The sequence below is a fragment of the Paenibacillus taichungensis genome (assembly GCF_013359905.1).
Taxonomy (GTDB): Bacteria; Bacillota; Bacilli; order Paenibacillales; family Paenibacillaceae; genus Paenibacillus; species Paenibacillus taichungensis.
Map to the genome: position 1 here is coordinate 70,980 of NZ_JABMCC010000105.1, position 20,350 is coordinate 91,329.

Annotated in this window: 14 protein-coding genes; 1 reads left to right on the plus strand and 13 read right to left on the minus strand. The window is 47.2% G+C overall.

Annotated elements, in window-relative coordinates; translation table 11 throughout:
- Positions 1-10: 10 nt before the first annotated feature.
- Positions 11-925, plus strand: coding sequence for a helix-turn-helix transcriptional regulator (locus HP548_RS10020; RefSeq protein ID WP_175381575.1), 915 nt, complete (start codon positions 11-13; stop codon positions 923-925).
- Between the two features lie 154 nt (positions 926-1,079).
- On the opposite strand, the gene HP548_RS10025 is transcribed toward HP548_RS10020, so the two are convergent.
- The 13 genes from HP548_RS10025 to HP548_RS10085 all read right to left on the minus strand — a co-directional run bounded on the left by HP548_RS10025 (position 1,080) and on the right by HP548_RS10085 (position 20,294).
- On the minus strand, positions 1,080-2,000 hold the full coding sequence (locus HP548_RS10025) for a hypothetical protein (protein ID WP_175381576.1): 921 nt from the start codon (positions 1,998-2,000) through the stop codon (positions 1,080-1,082).
- A gap of 397 nt (positions 2,001-2,397) precedes the next feature.
- Entirely contained in the window at positions 2,398-4,254 is a 1,857-nt protein-coding gene (locus tag HP548_RS10030; protein ID WP_175381577.1) for an adenine deaminase, read from the minus strand.
- A 321-nt stretch (positions 4,255-4,575) separates the two neighbouring features.
- Entirely contained in the window at positions 4,576-6,951 is a 2,376-nt protein-coding gene (gene helD, locus HP548_RS10035; protein WP_099853443.1) for an RNA polymerase recycling motor HelD, read from the minus strand.
- 241 nt (positions 6,952-7,192) lie between these two features.
- A complete protein-coding gene (locus tag HP548_RS10040) occupies positions 7,193-7,654 on the minus strand; it encodes a pyridoxamine 5'-phosphate oxidase family protein (protein WP_175381578.1) in 462 nt (153 codons plus the stop codon).
- 139 nt (positions 7,655-7,793) lie between these two features.
- Positions 7,794-8,861 carry an FUSC family protein gene (locus HP548_RS10045; RefSeq protein WP_076289428.1) on the minus strand — a complete coding sequence of 356 codons (1,068 nt, stop codon included), beginning with the start codon at positions 8,859-8,861 and terminating at the stop codon, positions 7,794-7,796.
- Between the two features lie 256 nt (positions 8,862-9,117).
- On the minus strand, positions 9,118-9,843 hold the full coding sequence (locus tag HP548_RS10050; protein ID WP_175381579.1) for an HD domain-containing protein: 726 nt from the start codon (positions 9,841-9,843) through the stop codon (positions 9,118-9,120).
- Between the two features lies 1 nt (position 9,844).
- On the minus strand, positions 9,845-11,284 hold the full coding sequence (locus tag HP548_RS10055; RefSeq protein ID WP_076289426.1) for an NAD-dependent malic enzyme: 1,440 nt from the start codon (positions 11,282-11,284) through the stop codon (positions 9,845-9,847).
- A gap of 280 nt (positions 11,285-11,564) precedes the next feature.
- Positions 11,565-13,637, minus strand: coding sequence for a beta-galactosidase (locus HP548_RS10060; protein ID WP_076289425.1), 2,073 nt, complete (start codon positions 13,635-13,637; stop codon positions 11,565-11,567).
- Positions 13,638-13,672: 35 nt separating this feature from the next.
- A complete protein-coding gene (locus HP548_RS10065; RefSeq protein WP_099853454.1) occupies positions 13,673-14,782 on the minus strand; it encodes a glycoside hydrolase family 53 protein in 1,110 nt (369 codons plus the stop codon).
- Positions 14,783-14,814: 32 nt separating this feature from the next.
- Positions 14,815-15,693 carry a carbohydrate ABC transporter permease gene (locus HP548_RS10070; protein ID WP_076289424.1) on the minus strand — a complete coding sequence of 293 codons (879 nt, stop codon included), beginning with the start codon at positions 15,691-15,693 and terminating at the stop codon, positions 14,815-14,817.
- Positions 15,694-15,722: 29 nt separating this feature from the next.
- Positions 15,723-16,613, minus strand: a complete 891-nt coding sequence (locus tag HP548_RS10075) for an ABC transporter permease (RefSeq protein WP_062321959.1) — start codon at positions 16,611-16,613, stop codon at positions 15,723-15,725.
- A 248-nt stretch (positions 16,614-16,861) separates the two neighbouring features.
- Entirely contained in the window at positions 16,862-18,547 is a 1,686-nt protein-coding gene (locus HP548_RS10080) for a type 2 periplasmic-binding domain-containing protein (RefSeq protein ID WP_099853716.1), read from the minus strand.
- Positions 18,548-18,671: 124 nt separating this feature from the next.
- A complete protein-coding gene (locus HP548_RS10085; RefSeq protein WP_099853457.1) occupies positions 18,672-20,294 on the minus strand; it encodes a response regulator in 1,623 nt (540 codons plus the stop codon).
- Positions 20,295-20,350 lie beyond the last annotated feature (56 nt).

A 20,350-nucleotide genomic window follows, 5' to 3' on the forward strand; every position in this document is an offset into this window, starting at 1 on the left:
AGATTCTCATATGGAACGTGAACGATTACGGGAAGACCGGATTCACGGCAATGCCATGTATCCAGTCAGTGTATACCCCGATATTCAACAATTGAATGGGGACAGCATTCTCGATTGCCATTGGCACGATGAGATGGAGTTCACCATGGTGACTCAGGGCAGTGCTGTTTTTCAAATTGATATGAATACGGTAGAAGTCCAAGCGGGAGAAGCCATCTTTATCAATCGGGGCGAAATTCACGCCGGCTATCTGAAAGGTGATGTCCCTTGTGTTTTTTCATCCATCGTATTTAACCCGGAGCTATTAGGCAGCCGTACATTCGATGCTGTACAAGAGAAATTCGTTGGCCCGCTTGTACACAAAACGGTAATCCCCCCTTACCATATCCAAACGGATGAAGCGTGGGGCCAAGAAATCATTTTTCATTTGAAACGAATTTTCGCCGATCATGCCACAGGGACACCAACCTGCGAGATGACAACCAAAGCTTACCTCTATCTAATATTTGCGCAAATGTTTGAACATATGAGACCTGCTGCACTCAAAGGCACCATTCCGTCAGGCAGTCATGATAAAGTGGAGCGTCTGAAATCAGTGTTAAGCTATATTCACAAGCGTTACCCCGAACCACTCAAGTTAAAAGAACTGGCAGATGAGGCCAATATGAGCGAAGGACATTTTTGCCGCTTTTTCAAACAGATGGTGCAGAAAAGTCCGGTCGACTATATCAACTATTATCGCATCCAGCAGGCCTGTGTTCAGCTTGAGAATACCGATCACAAAATTGTGGATATTGCCATGGACGTTGGGTTCGAGCATTTGAGCTACTTCATTACAACATTTAAGAAACACAAGAATATTACCCCGTCCCAATATCGCAAAATGTTTTATGAGAAAGTGGCGATGGAACCTGCACTGGTCTAAGCTTAAACATCTTTCAGGACCAGCATTCGGCACTCTGAACTGATGATACTTCACTGTTCTCCACTTTTATATGAGTTAACAGATGCAAAGAAGGTGCTTCAGCCCGTTCGGCCGTAGCACCTTCTTTATCTTTCTGATGTATTGGAATTTCATTTTACTTTTTCAATGTCTCCCATGAGCTGTACTCATGCACCGAGAATCCGTTAAAAGACGAATGCACACTTGCCATTTTCTCTACCAACTTGAGCTGTGCTTCCATATATGCTGTACCCTCTTCATAAAAGGTAATAAAATCGCCTTCTTTGCTTTGCTTGGTCTCCACAGCGATCGATACCGTTTTACCCAAAAGTGACGCTTCCTCAAGTTCATCCTTCGCCACATTATAGATGGCCGCAGCCGTATCCCGGTAAGCCATAATGGTAATCGAGTCAAACTTGCGGATCATCCAGCTGCTTACATTCATCGTGGAACCCGGAATCTTGTAACCATCCAGCCAGAAAGGCAGGTCAGCGGCTACCGGCATCTTCATCCGTGCGGCCCGATCGACGATGTATTCAACGTTCCCCTGCCACTGCGTGATCACACTGGCCTGATTGGTTTTCCACTCTGGATGTACATGAGGTTCAATGTCCAGATGGATGCCGGCAAATTTCTCATTAGGCTCTACTTGATTTTGATACGCTTCAACCCAGTCCAGAAAATCTGCAATTTGACCCCGACTCTCCGTCAGTCCCCAAGCAGGTCTTCCATCCATAACGTCCACGGCAATATTTTTCTCTCTGGCTTGACGAATGAAAGATGTATAGTACGGAAGCTTTACATCCCGATTCATTTGTAGGTAAATTGTATTGATTTTGTTCGTTGTGGCAAACTTCAGCACTAGCTGAGGGTTATTTTGAATCTGTGTTGTATCCCATACCCAGGTTGCTCTTACCGATCCTTGAACCGTTCCATGGATGGTTTCATAACTGTCGACTGAGCCAAGTGCAGTCGCTTTGCAAACATAAGTATTTCCCGTAAACAGCATGAAACAACTAATTAACAAAATGAATTGGTATCTCTTTTTGCTTTTCATATTTGTACACTCCCTTTGATGTTATGCAGCTCTATCGTGCAAATCTCGATGAAATTCTGTTGTTTTATATTCATTCATTGGATACAATTTCGATGTACGACTATTTACATTGCTTTTATATGCAACATCATCTCTTAGACTTACGACGAAAGAATCATATAACATTATTTCGGGTATTCACACTTCTGTATTTATAGTCCTAAAGTCTCATTTATGAAAAATAATTTAATTTTATCCTAATTTCACTCTAACATGGGTCATTTTTTGCATATGTACAACAGACGACTCAAGACCTAGTAAGCGTTTTCCTGTGAAAATAAAAAAAGGCCGCCCAAAGGCGACCTATACTTCTCTCCCGTTTCAAGGAAGAATGGACACGCTATTATTCTTTAATTCGTTAATTACCTGCCGGAGCAGCCGGTGTATTCTCCACTATGTCATCAAACAGAGATACCAGCTCAATGCCTTCTGCCGAAATGCGTACCAAGCCTTTATCAGACAAGCGCAATTCCGGAATAACGACAAGCGCCAGCAAAGACAGCGTCATAAATGCGTTATTTAACGTACAACCAGCAGACCGTAACGCTTCACTTATAGCTGCAGATTGAGCTGCTACCACTTCAAAAGATTCCGTGGACATCAGGCCTGCAATGCGCAGCGGAAATTCGGTCACACCAGAGGCAGTCACGACGGCTACGCCTCCCTGCATCCCAACGACCCGGTTGCCCGCCTCGGCCATCAATGCGTCATCATTACCGATAATGAGCAGATTGTGGCTGTCATGTGCAACGGTCATCGCAATGGCCGCAGGACCTGTGAAGCCAATTCCCCCAACAAGAGCAACCGCGCGATTGCCCGTTTGTTTGTGACGCTCCAACACCGCAATTTTGCAGATTCCACCCGATGTTGAGACGACGACATTGCCATGTTCCACCATGACATTAACATGCTTCTCTTTGGTATCCACATGATTCTCCGTCACGTGAATGACTTTTGCTCCAATCGTACCTTCGGTAATCGGCGCAGACAGCTCCATGTCCTTCGGCTGGATGTTGGCTTGCAGTTTCACGGTGTTCAATGCCTCTTCCGGGTATGTGAAGCTGTCCCAGACTGCTGTCATTTTGCCGTTCTCTGCCACGACATGCCCTGCGGCAATCGTCATGCCTACATGGACATCAGCCAAGCGTCCATCCAGCAAAATAATGTCGGCGATATTCCCTGGAATAACCGCACCAATGTCGCGTGCTACGCCGAAACGTTCAGCCGTATTAATCGTCGCCATCTGGAAAGCGGTAACCGGCTTCACCCCTTGAGAAATGGCCAAACGTACAACAAAGTCCATATGACCTTCTTTGAGCAGTGATTCAGAGCTCCGGTCATCCGTCACCAGCATCATGCGACGTGTATCCAGGCCAAGTTCTGTGCAGGCTTTGATCGTTTCCGCCACGTCATGCCATGCAGAGCCCTGACGCATTTTGGCATACATGCCAAGCCGCAGACGTTCCACCACATCTTCCTTCGTAACACATTCATGATCCCCCGTAACGCCGCTTGCAGCGTAGGCTGGCAGACGCCAGTCATCCGCTGCCCAGGTAAAGTGACCATCTGCCACCTTCCCTGCTCGGAGCGTCGCCTGGATCTCACCGATCATCGTCTCGTCCCCGTACACGACCCCAGGGAAGTTCATTACTTCACCTAGACCAATCATATCCGGACCCCAGGAGAGGGCTTCGGCCACTTCTTCCGGTCCAATATAAGCGCCTGTTGTCTCGAGTCCAGGATGTGTGGAAGGAACACAGGAAGCCACCTGCATATAAGCAGCCATTGGTGTCGTCCGAGCTTCATCCAGCATCAATCGCAAACCTTTGAGTCCAAGCACATTCGAGATTTCATGCGGGTCAAAGAATCCTCCCGTTGTACCGGAAGGCAGAACGGCTCTTGCAAACTCGGTTACTTTCATTTGTGTACTTTCTATGTGACAGTGCCCATCCAGCAATCCGGGAGCAATATATTTGCCTTCTGCCTCAATAATACGTGTATGCTCACCGATCGTATGGCTTACATCTTTGCCAACATATGCAATCCGGGCTCCCTGTACCGCTACAGACATGCCCGGTATAATTTCACCCGAAACCACATTAACCAGTGTTCCGCCCCGAATGACCAAGGTCGCAGGCAAGTCTCCCCGTGCTGTTGCCACCAGATCCGGTACGCAATCCGCCATTAATGGGCGTTCAAAAGATGGTGAATTCATGCTGCTGCCTCCTTCATTAAATAAACGATCCAAAAAAATAGATTGTTACGATTATATGAGTCTCGCCGTCATGTGTAAAGAAAATTCACACCTATTGTGCATGCACACAAAGGATGGATCATTTTTTATCCATAAAACCTAATCCTTCTGATCTCATGTCAGAAGAGATGCAATTATCTATGTCCAGTGATCTACTTCGTACCACTCACAGCAGAGCCCAACCTCATGGAGCTTCTTATTCCCCACATCGTATTCCGCAATACATAGAAAAACTCCCGTCCCTTCGAACGGAAGTCTTCTTCATGAACATGAAAGACAAAATCAATCGGTTTGAACCGCAGACACCTTACCCATATCATACAATTCCTCGGACTGGGACGTAATGAATGGGCTCGGTTTACCCATGCAATAGACATGCAGCAAATGCATGGCACGGGTACATGCCGTATAGAACAGCTTACGTTCATGTTCCTGCGCATATTGCGATGCAGATCCGTCATAGATCAAAACGGCATCAAACTCCACACCTTTGGCCAGATATGCTGGGATGACATGCACACCCCGTTCAAAGGCTAACGTTGTTTTCTTAATCAGCTTCGGTGCCGTAGGCAGTACTTTGCTTAACGCTTCATGGATGTCCTTGCTCTCTTCCGCGGTTTTACAGATGACCGCAACCGATTCATACCCTTCCTGAATCAGATGTTTGAGATCGGCTGTAATAACATCCAGATGCTTCTGTTCATTGGAGGAAACGATCACTTTCGGTTTCTCCCCACCCCGATTAAATGGAACAATCTCTTCTCCACCCGGAACCATCCCGCGTGTAAACTCCACGATCTCCTGTGTTGAACGATAACTTCTCGTCAGCTCGATCACTTCCGTATTTTCTGGTCCATACAAGTTGGTTAGCGGCCCCGTCCCACTTAATACCGAAGAGTGTGCATAGATAGCTTGATTAAAATCTCCAAGTGCGGTGATTTTGGATCTCGGGAACAATCTCTTCATAAAGGCCAGTTGGAAGGCAGAGTAATCCTGTGCCTCGTCAATGATCACATGGCGGATATTGGAGTTAATATGGAAGCCGAGAAGTAACTCACGCAAATACAAATATGGTGTGATATCCTCATAGGCCAGCTCCTGTACTTTTAATCTGCGAAGTGTCATCTCACCAATCTCTTCCCAGTGTGAAGGCAGTGCTTCCTCTCCCAACAGGCGAACCATCTGAGCCCGGTCGTTGAATAAGTTGGCGTACAGTTGACGGACATCGACAAAACGTAACGATTTGATCCATTTGCGCAAAGGCTTGAGCCGATCACTGACCACCATCCGGGCAAGGATCTCCCTTTCCTGCTGGAAATCATCGAACGTGTCTGCCTTCCCTTTTTGCTTTCGCTTGAGACGCTGATAGGCCCGCTGCAGATCTTCCGGCTCCATCAGATCCATTTGTTGATCTACCCAAGGGGCTTCCAATTCACCTTTGCCAAAGGCCGATAACTCTTTCAGCATCCAGTCCCGTAGGATTTCCAATCGATTCACCAGTTTGACGGATGGCTCGAAGCTATAGAATTTCTCCGCCATGGCCTCAGCTGTAACCACAGCCCGTCCCTGGAAACGAACTGGCTTGAATTTCATACCTTCAGACATCATGCTGTCCTTATAACGCGTTATCACCTTCAGGAAGGATTCGGATGACTTGAATCGAATGCCAGACATACGCGCTTCATACTCAGGATCTTCTGTTCCGGTCAGTACGTATTCAAGCTGAATGAATGGGTCTTCCAGCTGATATTCACGGCCCAGACGGCGTTCCAGATATTCCTGGAAGGTCGTTTGCAGCATATTTTCCTCCCCAAGCTCAGGCAGTACGGTGGAAACATAACTGTTGAACATTGGGTTTGGAGAAAAAAGAACCATCTGATCCGCTTGCAGATGCTCGCGGTATTTATAGAGAAGGTACGCCACACGCTGAAGTGCAGCAGATGTTTTACCACTGCCAGCAGCTCCCTGCACGATCAGCATGCGAGTCCGGTCATTACGGATAATTCGGTTCTGCTCCTTCTGGATGGTCGCCACAATACTTTTCATCTGTGCATCTGAGGTTCGACTGAGAACGGCCTGTAACAGTTCGTCCCCAATGGTAACTCCGGTGTCGAACATAAAGCGGATACGTCCATCCCGAATGACAAACTGCCGCTTCATCTCAATATCGCCACTTATCTCACCGCTAGGTGTATGATACGTGACCGGACCTGGCGCACCATCGTAATACAGGTTTGATATGGGTGCACGCCAATCATAGACAAGGAAGGATTCCTCCTTCTCATCCAACAATGATGCGATCCCCAGATAGATTCGCTCTGCATTTGGATAGCCATTTTCCTTAAAATCAATGCGTCCAAAATACGGTGAATGATGCAGCCGTTTCATTTTATCCAGCGCTGCTGCCGTATTCAGATGACTGCGCTCCCGATCCGATAGAACCTGTGATTGCTGCCTCATACTGGTGGAGGTCTCACCCACGTCATCCGCTTCGCTGAAGTTCATGGTGACTTCATCCCAGAAGTCTTTTCTCATCCCCACAACTTCGTCCCTGAAGGAACCTACCTCTTTTTCTAGGATGTCGATTTTCCGATCAATCTGTTCCGTTACAACGTTGACCCGCTGTTGCTCCTCGCTCCATTGCTGGTCTGTACTCATATGTTAATACGCCCCTCTTTCCCCGGATTGTGTCCTCAAAAGCCCATTTGACAAGCCCGAAAAGGCTATGGTATAATTAATTAGAAAGTAAACATTTTTATTTTATGTTAATTAGTTCTAATTTTCTGAAAACCATTTTTTATTGTACCAGTGACAACGTCCCGATGCAAGCGGAGGCGTTTTTTGTTGTTTTCATTCTATTATTACCCTCGAATGGGGTGAATATAGAACGTTTACCATTCTATTGTCGTAATTCTTCAATGGTCTCTCTCCAACGTGTAATTGCCCCAGACTCATCTTTTAATTGAAATGTGATCCCTGAAGTAATCTCCGCATAGGGTGCATGATCTACTCGAATGTTTAACACCTGAGCCTCAAAACGATCTCTCGGATGCACAGCTTCCATGAGTTGTGGCAGTGAAGTCACATCCAGACGAATAGAAAACAAGCTTTGCTGATGGACAGCAATCAAGGTAGCCTTGCCTGTTCGACTCATATTCATACTTGTCTGTGTTCCCGGCCATAAAGCCAGTCTCAGCAAATTGGGCGCAATAGCAATGACTTCCCCCATACTGATCATCGCCTGATGCGGCAAGCCATCTTCGGACACAGTGAGCAATTGCATCGCTTCGTGTTGCTTCTGCTCCAGATCCTGTCCATTGAACCACTCCATCCATTCAGTGCTAAGCTGTGTTACATTCATACGTATCTACCTCGGTTCGATTGAGTTGGTTGCGCAAGGTTTGCGCTATGTATACAAAACAACCCGGACACGCTGTCCGGGCTGGTTGTGGTTCCATTGTATATGACAAACCACATCACCGCAAACCGTATTACCATGTTTACGGCCATTTAAGCCAATTCAGAATTTTATCCTGTGACTCCTTGTCTTCACTGGCACTATGCACATGTTCGGCAAGCCGGTTTAATCGTTCCAGCTGATAGCCATAATCATAGATTGCAGCTGCAACGATGGACAGTCTCAGCATCCCTTCCTGATCGATATCAAACTGGGAAATGGCCTGCTCCATAAAACGATCATTATCCAAAATGAACTGTGCCGCTTCTTCTCCGTTCGGTTTCAGCTTATCCTCGAATTTGAGCAGCGCATGTTCATGGAATTTGATTACAAGCTCCAGATGTGTATCAAAGAACTGATCCATTTCAGGCGTGCGCTGTGCCTGAAAATAATGGCGTTCTACCGAATCCAGCACATCGAATCCTTTTTGCAGGCTCAGTAGCATCTGTTTGTATACGACCATCTGCCGGGTCTCACTGAATTTGGAACGTTTCATCTTCTTCTGTTCTTCTTCAAACAAATTATATTTATCTGACAAAGATTTAATCGAACCGCCCAGATTGTTTTTCTCATCCCGGAACACTACTTCCTTGATCTCATCCGAGATCGATGTACGCAGTAGCAGTGACATGCCACTGAACACACTCTGAATCTGCTTCACGAACTGAATCTTCGGCTTGGGTGGAAATACCGTAATGTTAATAAGAAACGCAGATACAATGCCGACAAGTGTCAGCAGGAAACGGTTCAAAGCAAAATGCCAGTCACCCGACGCTTCCATAATCGATACAACGGTTACCAGCGTCAGACCAACCGTTTCGCCCATATTCAATTTAAGACAAATCATAATAACCAGCACAATAATTAACCCGACGGCAATCGGCTCATTGGACAGTACCATGCCTCCCAGCAAGGCCACAATTGCCCCAAGTGTGGTGGTTTGCAGCTGATCTAGGAAATACTTCCAGGAACGATAAATGGATGGCTGCATCGCAAAGATGGCCGCAATCGCGGCGGGAACGGGAGATTGCGGGTTCAGGAACATGCTGCTAAGGTACAGGGCCAGCGTGACCGCAATCCCTGTCTTAAGTACACGTGCACCAAATGACATGGTGACCCCTCCTCTTTTTCGAAACTGATTTCATTCGTTGGATGATCATTATCATTATTACCCCATATTTCTTTTTTTGCCCGAATCAATTCAGGAGAACGATTTATTGTATCATGGAAGCCTTTGGGTTACCATGCCTTGTATCCTGTTGATGAGTTAAATTCAATTTCCTACTACTTCTATGTACACAAAACAATACCCCACACTCCACTTTCGGAAGTAGGGGGTATTGTATGTTTAACTCAAACGGAGAAAGTTATGAAAACCTTCCTTCCCATTCACACTTGAACTGCTCCACAAACTGCATCATAAAGTCATGACGCTGCTCCGCCAGTTCCTTGCCGTAGGACGTGTTCATCAGATCTTTTAGCTTAAACAGCTTTTCGTAAAAGTGATTGATCGTTGTACTGCGTCCATTCCGGTATTCTTCCCGCGTCATCTGCTCTCGTGGCGGAAGGGCAGGATCATACATCTCACGACCTCTCGCACCGGCAAAAGCAAATGTACGAGCAATTCCAATGGCGCCCAACGCATCCAGGCGATCCGCATCCTGCACGACCTGAGCTTCCAGGGATGAAACAGCAGGGCGCTGTCCTCCTGCATAGGAAATAGAACTAATGATGTGTATCACAGCTTCCCGTGTACCCGCTTCAAGCGGCTGGGTATCCAGCCATGCATTCAGCTTCGCCATCCCGGCTTCGAGACTTTCGTTCAACTTCTCATCCGGCACATCATGAAGCAATGCAGCGAGTTCACAGATAAAGGGATCGGCACCCATACGGTGTGCGAGCTCGACCGCAAGTGCGGTCACCCGCTCGATATGAGGCCAGTCATGACCATCTGTATGTGCGGCCGCATCTCCCTGTACAAAAGCACGAGCCGCCCGAAGAATAGCCTCTCCTGTTAACGTTCCATCAACCTGATCCCCATACCCTGATTGTTGCGTGCCTAGATTCAGATGTTGAGGGGATTTCTCTTGCATCTTATACGTCCCCGCCTTCGCGAGTTTGTTCACGTGGTATACGTCTTGCCACACCGGTCTTGACCGCTGCTTCAATCACGCGATTGCGCATCGATTTGACAATTTTATCGTTAAACACACTCGGAATAATATAATAACGGGTGCGCTCTTCATCCGAAATCGCTGAAGCAATCGCCTGAGCTGCTGCGAGCTTCATCTCCTCATTAATCTCACTGGCACGGCAATCCAGAACGGCTCTAAACATCCCCGGGAAACACAATACATTATTGATCTGATTCGGATAATCCGAGCGGCCTGTCGCCATGACAGCCACGATGTCTTCTACCACAGATGGCATAATCTCCGGTACCGGATTCGCCATGGCGAAGACAATCGGGTCAGCAGCCATAGTTTGCACATCTTCCCGGGTTAACAGATTACCGCGTGACAAGCCGATGAAGACGTCTGCTCCGCGAATCACGTCACGAAGTGAACCTGTCTCCAGTTCCGGGTTGGTACGCGCTGCATAGTCGCTCCATACTTCATTTTCATAGGTAGTCGTCCGTACCAATGCACCTTCACGATCGACGCCGACAACCCGACTCGCACCAGCGGACAGCAGAATATTACTGCATGCCACACCTGCTGCACCGATACCACAGACAACTATTTTTACATCCGTGATGGACTTGCCAACCAGCTTGAGCGCATTAATCAGACCTGCATACAATACAACTGCTGTACCATGCTGATCGTCATGAAATACTGGAATGTCCAGTTCCTCATTCAGGCGACGCTCAATTTCGAAGCAACGTGGTGAAGAAATATCCTCCAGATTAATCCCGCCAAATGCCGGTGAGATCGCTTTCACAGTTCGAATGATTTCCTCGGTATCCTGTGTATCCAGGCAGATTGGAAAAGCATCCACTCCTGCAAACTGTTTGAACAACATCGCTTTACCTTCCATGACCGGCATTGCGGCACGTGGTCCAATATTGCCAAGTCCGAGCACTGCACTACCATCCGATACTACGGCAACCGTATTCCGCTTGATTGTCAGCGAAAATGCCTTTCCAGGCTCTTCTGATATAGCCGAACATACCCGGGCCACATCCGGTGTATATACGCGTGACAGATCTTCCCGGTTATGAATCGGGACCTTCGGAGTAACCTCGATCTTGCCGCCCAAGTGCAGCAGGAACGTCCGGTCCGATACGTTTATGATGGATGCCCCTTTAAGCTGACGCACCCCTTCTATAATTTTGTTGTTATCTTGTGCATCCGTTACAGCAACAGTTAAGTCGCGCACACTAACATCCTGATTGGTCGAAATTACGTCGATGGCGATGATGTCCCCGCCGGCTTCCGAGATGGCCGAAGCCACTTCGCCAAACTTGATGTCTTTTGTTGTCATTTCCAGCCGAATAATAAAGCTGTTACCGTCTAAATTCCTTTGATTCATTCCAATTCCTCCCAGACTGAAAGTCATGAGTTGCAATGTTACCTGTTTGTCTTCGCTGCGCGGACACGTTTATCCTTTATCTTGCCCAGAAAAAGTACTCAACGTGATCTAAATACGACAAAAAGGACCACCCTCTCCGTCTGATCGAGACGTTAAGGGTGACCCTTCTGCGTGCTATATATAAGTTGAACTAAGAATATTTACACTTGCCACTCTGATGACAGAACAACCTTCCACTCGTTTTATCCCCAGATTTTCCAGTCAATTGAGTAATATTATATTATTTACGCTCAGCCGCTCTGCGCAGTACCCGGATGTCATATGGCTGCAAATCCAGGCTGCCCTCCACAGCATCATCACTCAGCAGATCACGATAGGACTGGTTGTCCAGTTGTACTTGCTTCGGCTCCGGTGTGTAGTTCTGCACAAATACATAATCTGCTGTTCCATCAGTACGAATGTGTGCTGTAACTCCAGCAGGAAGCTGAGTTTCAAGAGCACGCTCAATACCCAGATCAGCGATTAAACTGCCATAGAAATCATCGTAAAATGGAGCTTTGAAACGTGTAGCCATATAATAAGCTTTACCTGAACCAAGACGATTAACGGTCAAAGCAGGCCGTCCAGCATAGAAGTCGGAGCGATATGTCGCTAGCGCTTCTGCACCTTCCAGATGAATCAGGTCGCATAATTCGAAAGCATCATACTCGGCATTCAGTTGAAGCTCGTTGTCCTTCACAGGCACAACCCCATTCAGATCACGGTCATGCAAGCCGTCAATCTCTTCTGACCAAATTCCCAGCGTCTTGCGAAGTGGTCCAGGGAATCCTCCCAGGAAGCATAGATCATTCTCATTTACGATACCTGACCAATACGTGGCTACAAATGTACCGCCATTTTCTACGAATCGCTCAATGCGTTCGCCGACTCCTTCACGTACCAGATAGAGCATAGGTGCGATGAGCAGTTTGTACTTGGAGAGATCAGCATCCATGTCGATGACGTCCACAGGCACACCTTTTTTCCAAAAGGCATCATAATGCCATTCTACCGTCTGCTCGTACTTCACTCCGATGTTACGTGGTCCTTGGGAATCCTTTACTGCCCAGCGGTTTTCCCAGTCGAAGATGATGGCAACTTCAGCCGGAACGGACGTTCCAACCACCGCCTGCATTCCTTCCAGCGCCGTTCCTACGTCAGTAACATCCTGGAACACACGGGTATGTTCATGTCCAACATGGTCCACAACTGCTCCATGAAGCTTTTCACTGGACCCCCGACTCTTTCTCCACTGGAAGTACTGTACACTGTCCGAGCCGTGTGCAACAGCTTGCAGAGATGCCAGCAAATGCATGCCCGGACGTTTCAATTTGCTGGTCTCTTGCCAGTTGGTTGAGCTTGGTGTACTTTCCATCAATAGAAACGGCTGCCCGCCCTTGATGGAACGAACGATATCATGCATCATCGCCACTCTAGATGCCAGCGTATCTTCTTCATCCGCATCATGCCATGTCGGGTAACTGTCCCATGACAGGAAATCCAGAATGTCAGCGAACTTCCAGTAGTTCAATCCTTCATAAAATTCCATCAGGTTGGTCGTTACCGGCAGATCGGGATTTTTGGCCTTCAGCGGTTTCGTTTCGTGCACGATAAAATCAGCAGTCTGATCGGTGACAAACCTGCGCCAGTCCAGATTCATCGCATGGACCTGTGTCTCTCCGTGCGGGGCAGGAGACTCCACTTGACTCCAGTCTGTCACGGTATGGCTCCAGAATGTCGTCCACCAGGAGTGATTCAACTCATCCAGTGTGCCGTATTTGTTTTTCACCCAGCCACGAAAAGCATCCTGGCAATAATCACAGTGGCAGTCCCCGCCGAATTCATTGGAAATGTGCCAGCCAATGACTGCGGGATGATCCGAGTAACGTTCTGCAAGCTTTGTATTGATTGCCGTAACCTTCTCCCGGTATACCGGAGACGTATAACAATGGTTGTGACGGAAGCCATGCAGGTTGCGAACCCGATTGGCCCCAACACGCAACACTTCAGGATACTTGGCCGACATCCAGGCAGGTCTTGCACCGCTTGGGGTAGCCAGAAATGCATAGATTCCATTCGCTGCAAACGTATCCAAAATATGATCCAGCCAGTTAAACGTGTATACACCTTCTTCTGGTTCAAGGGATACCCATGAGAAGATGCCAACGGACATCACGTTACATTTGGCAAGCTTCATCAGGCGGATATCCTCTTCGAGAATTTCAGGATAGCGGAGCCATTGCTCCGGGTTATAGTCTGCACCATGTAACATATGAGGTGCTTTGGAACTTACAGGTGGATATTTGTATGTCATGCTGACAACTCCTTATTCATTTCATTTTAATTAATCTATTTGATCAATGCAGCACTCGGCTGCTCATCCAATGTAGTGTCATTTTCCTCTCCAGCCTTCAGCGCTGAAAACGATTGCAATTTCTGACCCTTGAAGTCAAACATCGTCAGGTTGCCCCAGTTATTCGGATGTCCAACAGACCACTCTTCCTTGCTAGGAATCCAGGCAGGCTCCCAGTAATAGAATCCCGCTCCGAGACCGCCGGGAACCTCACGAATAATCTGCAGCAGATCCTTCAGATAACGTGTCTGTCCTTCCACACTCGCTGGATATCCTGGCAGCAACAGGTCTTCCTGATTCAGAATCCACTCGTGGCCTTCAGGCTGCTCCAATGTCCAAGGATAAGCGGTTTCAACCACATTGATTGGTTTGCCGTAGCGTTGAGCCAGGTCATGCAGATTATCCCGCAGTGCATCCAGTGTTCCGTGCCACCAAGGGTAATAGGAGAGCCCAATGATATCGAACTCCACACCTAGCGCCTCAAACCGATCATAGAACTTGCGACTCTCTGCATTGTCACCACCGCGGTCTATATGAATCATGATCTTGATATCAGGATCGATGGATTTAACCGCAGCTATCCCATACTTCACAAGTCCGGCAAAACGTTCCCATTGTTCATCCGTATCATGCTCTTCTCCGCTCACACGTCCCTCATCCCATAACATGCCTGGTGTTATTTCGTTGCCCACCTGCACCATGTCCGGTAACGCATCATGCTCCTTGAGTGTTCTCAGTACATCTGCCGTATAGGTACATACCTCACGCTGCAGTTCTTCATAGGAGAGCTTCTCCCACGCCTTTGGCTTCCATTGATTGGCTGGATCAGCCCAACGATCGGAATAATGAAAATCCAGTAAAAATTGCAAGCCTTGTTCCTTAATCCGTTTGGCTACCGCTACCGTCCGCTCCAGATTACAGAATCCTCCTACAGGATCATTCCAGATTCGCAATCGGATTGCATTGGCATCACCCAGCTTGAGAAGGGTTAGCAGGTCCGCCTGCTGCCCATGCTCATCACGATAGCTCCCACCATGCTGCTCAATTTCATCCATAAATGACACATCCATTCCGAGAATGAATGCCTCTTCCTTTAAATTGCTCACTTCATCAACCTCCGTTTAATTTAGATGCAGGCTCAGCCTTTAACCGAACCCAAGGTCATACCTTTGACAAAGAAGCGCTGCAGGAATGGATACACAATGAGGATTGGCGCACTTCCGATAAAAATCTGTGCCGCTCTTACTGTGGTTTGAGAAATGGTTTCCATCTCTTTCGGGTTCATGGCCATCGTACTCATATCACGTTTGATAATTACGGTCTGCATGAAAGTAGCCAGCGGATAATCCTTGGCATTGTTCATGTAGAGTAATCCGTCAAACCATGAGTTCCAGTGAAACACCATGCTGAACAGTGCAATCGTTGCGATAGATGGCATGGAAATCGGCAGGAAGATACTGAACAACGTTCTGAAGTGATTGGCACCATCCATCAGCGCCGCTTCCTCAAGCTCTTTCGGAATGCCCCGGAAGAAGTTTAGCATCAGAATGACGAGGAAGGTGTTGACAGCTCCCGGAAGCACCAGCACCCAGAAGGAATCCATCAGGCCGATCTTCTGAATGACCATGTAGAAAGGAACGAGTCCCCCATTAAAGATCATACTAAAAACAAAAATCCATGAATATACGGTTCTGCCTTTAAATTCACTATTTTCTTTCGACAACGGGTACGCCGCCAAAAAGGTAATCAGCAACGTAATTCCTGTACCAATGACTGTCCGCAACAAAGAAATCCAGAGAGAGTTTAGGAAAATCGGATTATTCATCGTTTTTTTGTATGCTTCAAGTGAGAACCCTACCGGCCAGAGATTGACGAGATTGGCATCTGCGGCAGCCTTGTTACTGAAGGATACAGCCAGAACGTGAATCATCGGTACAATACACATAATGGCAACCAAAATGAGAAAACAAATATTGATGACATTGAACACGCGGTAAGGCATTGATTTATGATACATCGTGGTCCCTTCTTTCTCTGTTCATTCGATTAGAATATGCGATATCCGGCGTATTTTTTGGCTAGGCTGTATGATACAAGGATCAAGACCATGCTGATGACCGATTTAAATAATCCAATTGCGGTCGCGAAGCCCATCTCTCCATTTTCCAGCGCCGAGCGATAAACGAATGTATCAATAATGTCACCCGTTTGATATACAAGCGGGTTGTACAGATTGAAAATCTGATCGAACCCGGCGTTAAGCACGTTACCCAATGCCAGTGTTCCAACCACCATTAGCATCGGTACAAGAGACGGGATGGTGATATGCAGCGTCTGCTTCCAACGACCCGCTCCGTCAATCTCTGCTGCTTCATACAGCGCCGGGTTAATGCCGGCAAGGGCAGCCAAGAAGACAATCATGTTATAGCCGAATTCCTTCCACACATCCGTTAGAATAATTGTTGGTCGGAACCAGCTGTTATCTCCAAGGAAGAAGTATGGCCCAAGTCCGAATGTTCCGAGTACCCGGTTCACCAGTCCACCGGTGGATAACAGATCAATCAGAATTCCGCCCAGGATAACCCAAGACAAGAAGTGAGGCAGATACACCAAGGTTTGGATCGTTCGCTGGATCGCCATCTTGCGAACTTCATTCAACAAAATTGCGAACACAAACGGGACAAACAAGTTAAAGATGAGTTTGAGCACAGCAATGATCAGTGTGTTCCAAATGACTTGCAGACTGTCCTCGCGTTCAAACAAATATCTAAAATTATCTAGCCCGACCCACTCCGAGCCGCTGATGCCGAGCCATGGTTTGTAGTTCTGAAATGCCATAACGATTCCGCCCATAGGCACATAACTGAATATAATCAGAAAGATGATGGCTGGCAGCAGCATTACGTGAAATGGCCAAGTTCGTTTTAAAGTTCTCATGATTGCTCCCCCTGTAATTCTTCCTACTCAAGTGCTCCCTGAGTGGCTTATACTGCGATTATATCAACCGTTTGCATAGGTCAAACAGCACATAAAAGCAATATAAATGGCACAAAAGCAACCAGTTTGGACTCGCTGTCTTTTCAATCATTCATCCACTGCTGACCCACACCTTTCCGAAGCAAATCAGGCTCTCATAACGACAAAAAAAGCGTGCAGACCTGGTTGGTCTGCACGCCCTTAGATCCTTATTTTTTCACACTGTCATACCATTCGTTGACCTCTTGTGTGATTTGGTCACCGCCACCCGATTTCCACGTTTGTACAAATGTATCGAACGCGTCTACCGGATTTTTGCCATAAATAATTTCGTTGAATGCTTGATTCTCAATTTTGTTCAGGTAGTCGAGCTTGGATTTCATTGTCGCTGTTGTAGGACCTGTGAACATGTTTTTGAACGAGATTTCTTCCTGACTGAGCAAAACTTTTGCAGCAGCAGGGGTTTCTGGCCCATAGTTAACGGCTACGTCTTTCTCCAACTTAGTTTCCGGCTCTTTGCCATCTGCCAGATTCAGCAGGGCTTTCATCTGAGCATCCGGAATACGGGCACCGTCACGAACGAGCAAATAACGTACAACGTTCACATAACCGCCTTCAATTTGGTCAATCGGCATTTGTTTTCCATTGGCATCCAATTGATAGTCATACTTTGCAAATAGACCGTTATCATATTGGCTACCTGGTGCCGGGTCTGCATAATTGTCGAACAGGTAGTTCTCATACGTGAAGAATGCTTCAGGGTGCTCCATGTCTTTCTTGATCAGAATGACGCCGTTAACAAACTGTGTACCATGACGCATAGCTTTACCTTCTGGACCGGTCGGGATTTCAATCGGTTTCCAAACGGCACTTGGCACATTTTTCACTGTATCCAGAAGCGGCCATCCACTCATCCAGTATGGACCTGGGATAATACCCGCTGTACCTGCCACTGCTGGCTCTGCTGTTTTGTTTTCATCCCATAATGCTGCTTCCTGCGGGATGTAACCTTTTTTGAGCCATTCGCTCAATTTGGTCAGACCTTGCTTCATGCCAGGATTGATGGAACCATACTCCAGCTTGCCATCTTCAGCTACATTCCACTGGAATGGCAGTGTTCCGTATGCACCGAAAATCCAGGATGGATCACCCATCCATGTGTTCATGGATGTTTTGAAACCGATGCTGAGTGGAACGACCTTGTCTGGGGCTAAGCCATCCGGATTTTGATTTTTGAACGCATCCATGACTTTTTCCAGTTCATCAATCGTTTTTGGCGCCTCCAGATTCAGCTTGTCCAACCAGTCTTGGCGAATCCACAGTAGGTAATCATTGTTGTACGCATAGTCCAGCACGGGAATACCCATTCTTTTACCGTCACGGCTATACTGGTTCCATACATTGGGATCCTGCTCCATCGCTTTTTTCCAGGTGTCGGAAGCATATTTGTCGAACAGCGGACCCGCTTCCTGATACATGCCAGAATCAATCAGATCCTGTGCAAGCAGGTTGTCCCCTACCACTACCACTTCAGGCATCTCCTGCCCGGATGACATCGCAAGACGAAGTTTTGTGGCGAATGCGTTGTTCGTATCCGTCACAGACCACAAGGATTTGATGTCGATTCCGAATTGATCTTTGGCCCACTTGGTTGCTACGTTATTTTCCATTGATTCGCCATTTTTGAATTTTAGCTCAGGGTCAATTCCCCATGCCGTTGTAATAGTAACTGCAGGATCATATTTTTCTTTGTATTCGTTTTCAACAGCTGGCGCACTTGATGCCTCGCTATCTCCTCCGCTATTTCCTCCTGTACAGCCTGCAAGGACGCCGGTCAGACACACCGCCGTTGCGAGAAGCGACAGTAATCTCTTTTTCGTGGATTTCGCTCTCAATGTTGTTCCCCCTTCAATCATTTTGGTTACCCTTTCATTATAGGCCTGCCGGGTCTTTCAGCCTATGTCACGAAAACAAGATTTCTGCACCTTTGGCAACCTATATATTGGAATGATGTTGAAATTATGCCTGATCCCGATATTCATTCGGTGTCATCCCGTAATGCTTTTTGAACATTTTGCTGAAATATTGCGGATTTTGGTACCCCAGTTCACTCGTAATCTCGTATATCTTTTTGTTGGTGTTTTTCAGCAAATACAATGCACGCTCCATCCGCATGCGAATCATATAATCGCCCAACCCCTCACCGGTCTCTGCTTTGTAGATCTTGGACAAGTAGACCGGATGCAAATACACCTTGTCTGCGATCATCTTCACGGACAGATCCTGTCCTGCGTCTCTCGTTACCATCTCCTGAACCTGCTTGATGACGTGTCTGCGGCTCTGTACGCCTTCCTGATCCGACAGCTCCTCCTGCAACTTGGCAAGCATCTCAGTCGCCCAGCGGCGAAGTTTGTCAGGTGATTGAATCAACTGATGCGCGAGCAACAGGTCAAATCCCGCATGATCAATCTCATGTACGAGATGTCCCTGCTTATGAGCGATATACATAAAGGCATTCGTTACAGACAAATACATCTCATATACATGCTCTCTGGAAAGACATACGCGGTCCGCTGCATCAAATACGGCATTCAGTTTACGTGCCGCTGCCTCCCACTGTTTGGTTTCAAGCAACTGAGGCAGTACGGGTGGCTTATAGAGCTCTTCAAGCGCTTGAGCCGCATCGTTCTCCGGTCGTTTCGACAGTTCTTTATCCATGTAAATGATCGTATTTTCCTCTGGACCCGATAGAACAAGTGATCCCAAACCTTTACGATAAGCGGTCGTCAGATCGGCAAATTGAAACGGTGCTGTGACCACCATGGACAGATCGCCTTGCAGATATCGAATAACATGCTCGCGGAACGTCCCAACTGGTTGCTTCAATTCTTCCACATTGGTCTGAGCAGGCTCCGTCCAACCCTGATTCTGTATAATCATGACTAGACTCTCATGAGGACCTCGTCCAAACCACACGTTGAAATGGGGACCAAACACCTCTTCTGCAATATTACCAACCGCAAACTCCATCAAATCCAGTGATTGCTGATCCATTGCAGAGAACCGGCCTGTAAGGCGAATTAGCATCATAACTGCCGGTTGATCCGGCTGAAGCAGAATCTCATACTTTTCAAGCTGTTCACCCAGTGCTCGTGCTGTAATTTCGCGGCCCAATAACAAATCATGCATCAGATTCTCCCGCAAAATTTTATAATCTGACTTCCGGCTGTATAACAACCGATGGTATTTATCAAATTCATCCCAATCATCCCGAAGGGACGTGATGGCAGCAGAGACCGAAGCCATGAATTCCTCATCGTTCACCGGCTTGAGAATATAATCGGCAGCCTGCAGTTGAATAGCTTTTTTGGCATATTGAAAATCACTGTGTCCGGTCAGCAGAATACAGCGGATATGCGCCCACCGACTGCTTACCTCCTCAACCAGCTCCAGCCCGGACATGCCCGGCATTCGAATATCGGTCACCACGAGGTCCACTGCATTCTCTTCCAATATCCGCAGCGCTTCCTTGCCAGATGCCGCACGCAAAACCGTCGTAACACCGAGCTCTCCCCAGGGAATGGTCAATTCCAGACTTTCCGTTACATACGTTTCATCATCCACCAATAAGATATCAATCAAGACAGTCACTCCCTATCCGCTTCGTTATACAATGAGATCTATCGTTCTTATGCTGT

Excerpts from the sequence above, each read along its gene's own strand:
- HP548_RS10020 (WP_175381575.1), top strand. The coding sequence starts at position 11 with ATGGAACGTGAACGATTACGGGAAGACCGGATTCACGGCAATGCCATG.
- HP548_RS10025 (WP_175381576.1), bottom strand. The coding sequence starts at position 2,000 with ATGAAAAGCAAAAAGAGATACCAATTCATTTTGTTAATTAGTTGTTTC.
- HP548_RS10030 (WP_175381577.1), bottom strand. The coding sequence starts at position 4,254 with ATGAATTCACCATCTTTTGAACGCCCATTAATGGCGGATTGCGTACCG.
- helD (WP_099853443.1), bottom strand. The coding sequence starts at position 6,951 with ATGAGTACAGACCAGCAATGGAGCGAGGAGCAACAGCGGGTCAACGTT.
- HP548_RS10040 (WP_175381578.1), bottom strand. The coding sequence starts at position 7,654 with ATGAATGTAACACAGCTTAGCACTGAATGGATGGAGTGGTTCAATGGA.
- HP548_RS10045 (WP_076289428.1), bottom strand. The coding sequence starts at position 8,861 with ATGTCATTTGGTGCACGTGTACTTAAGACAGGGATTGCGGTCACGCTG.
- HP548_RS10050 (WP_175381579.1), bottom strand. The coding sequence starts at position 9,843 with ATGCAAGAGAAATCCCCTCAACATCTGAATCTAGGCACGCAACAATCA.
- HP548_RS10055 (WP_076289426.1), bottom strand. The coding sequence starts at position 11,284 with ATGAATCAAAGGAATTTAGACGGTAACAGCTTTATTATTCGGCTGGAA.
- HP548_RS10060 (WP_076289425.1), bottom strand. The coding sequence starts at position 13,637 with ATGACATACAAATATCCACCTGTAAGTTCCAAAGCACCTCATATGTTA.
- HP548_RS10070 (WP_076289424.1), bottom strand. The coding sequence starts at position 15,693 with ATGTATCATAAATCAATGCCTTACCGCGTGTTCAATGTCATCAATATT.
- HP548_RS10075 (WP_062321959.1), bottom strand. The coding sequence starts at position 16,613 with ATGAGAACTTTAAAACGAACTTGGCCATTTCACGTAATGCTGCTGCCA.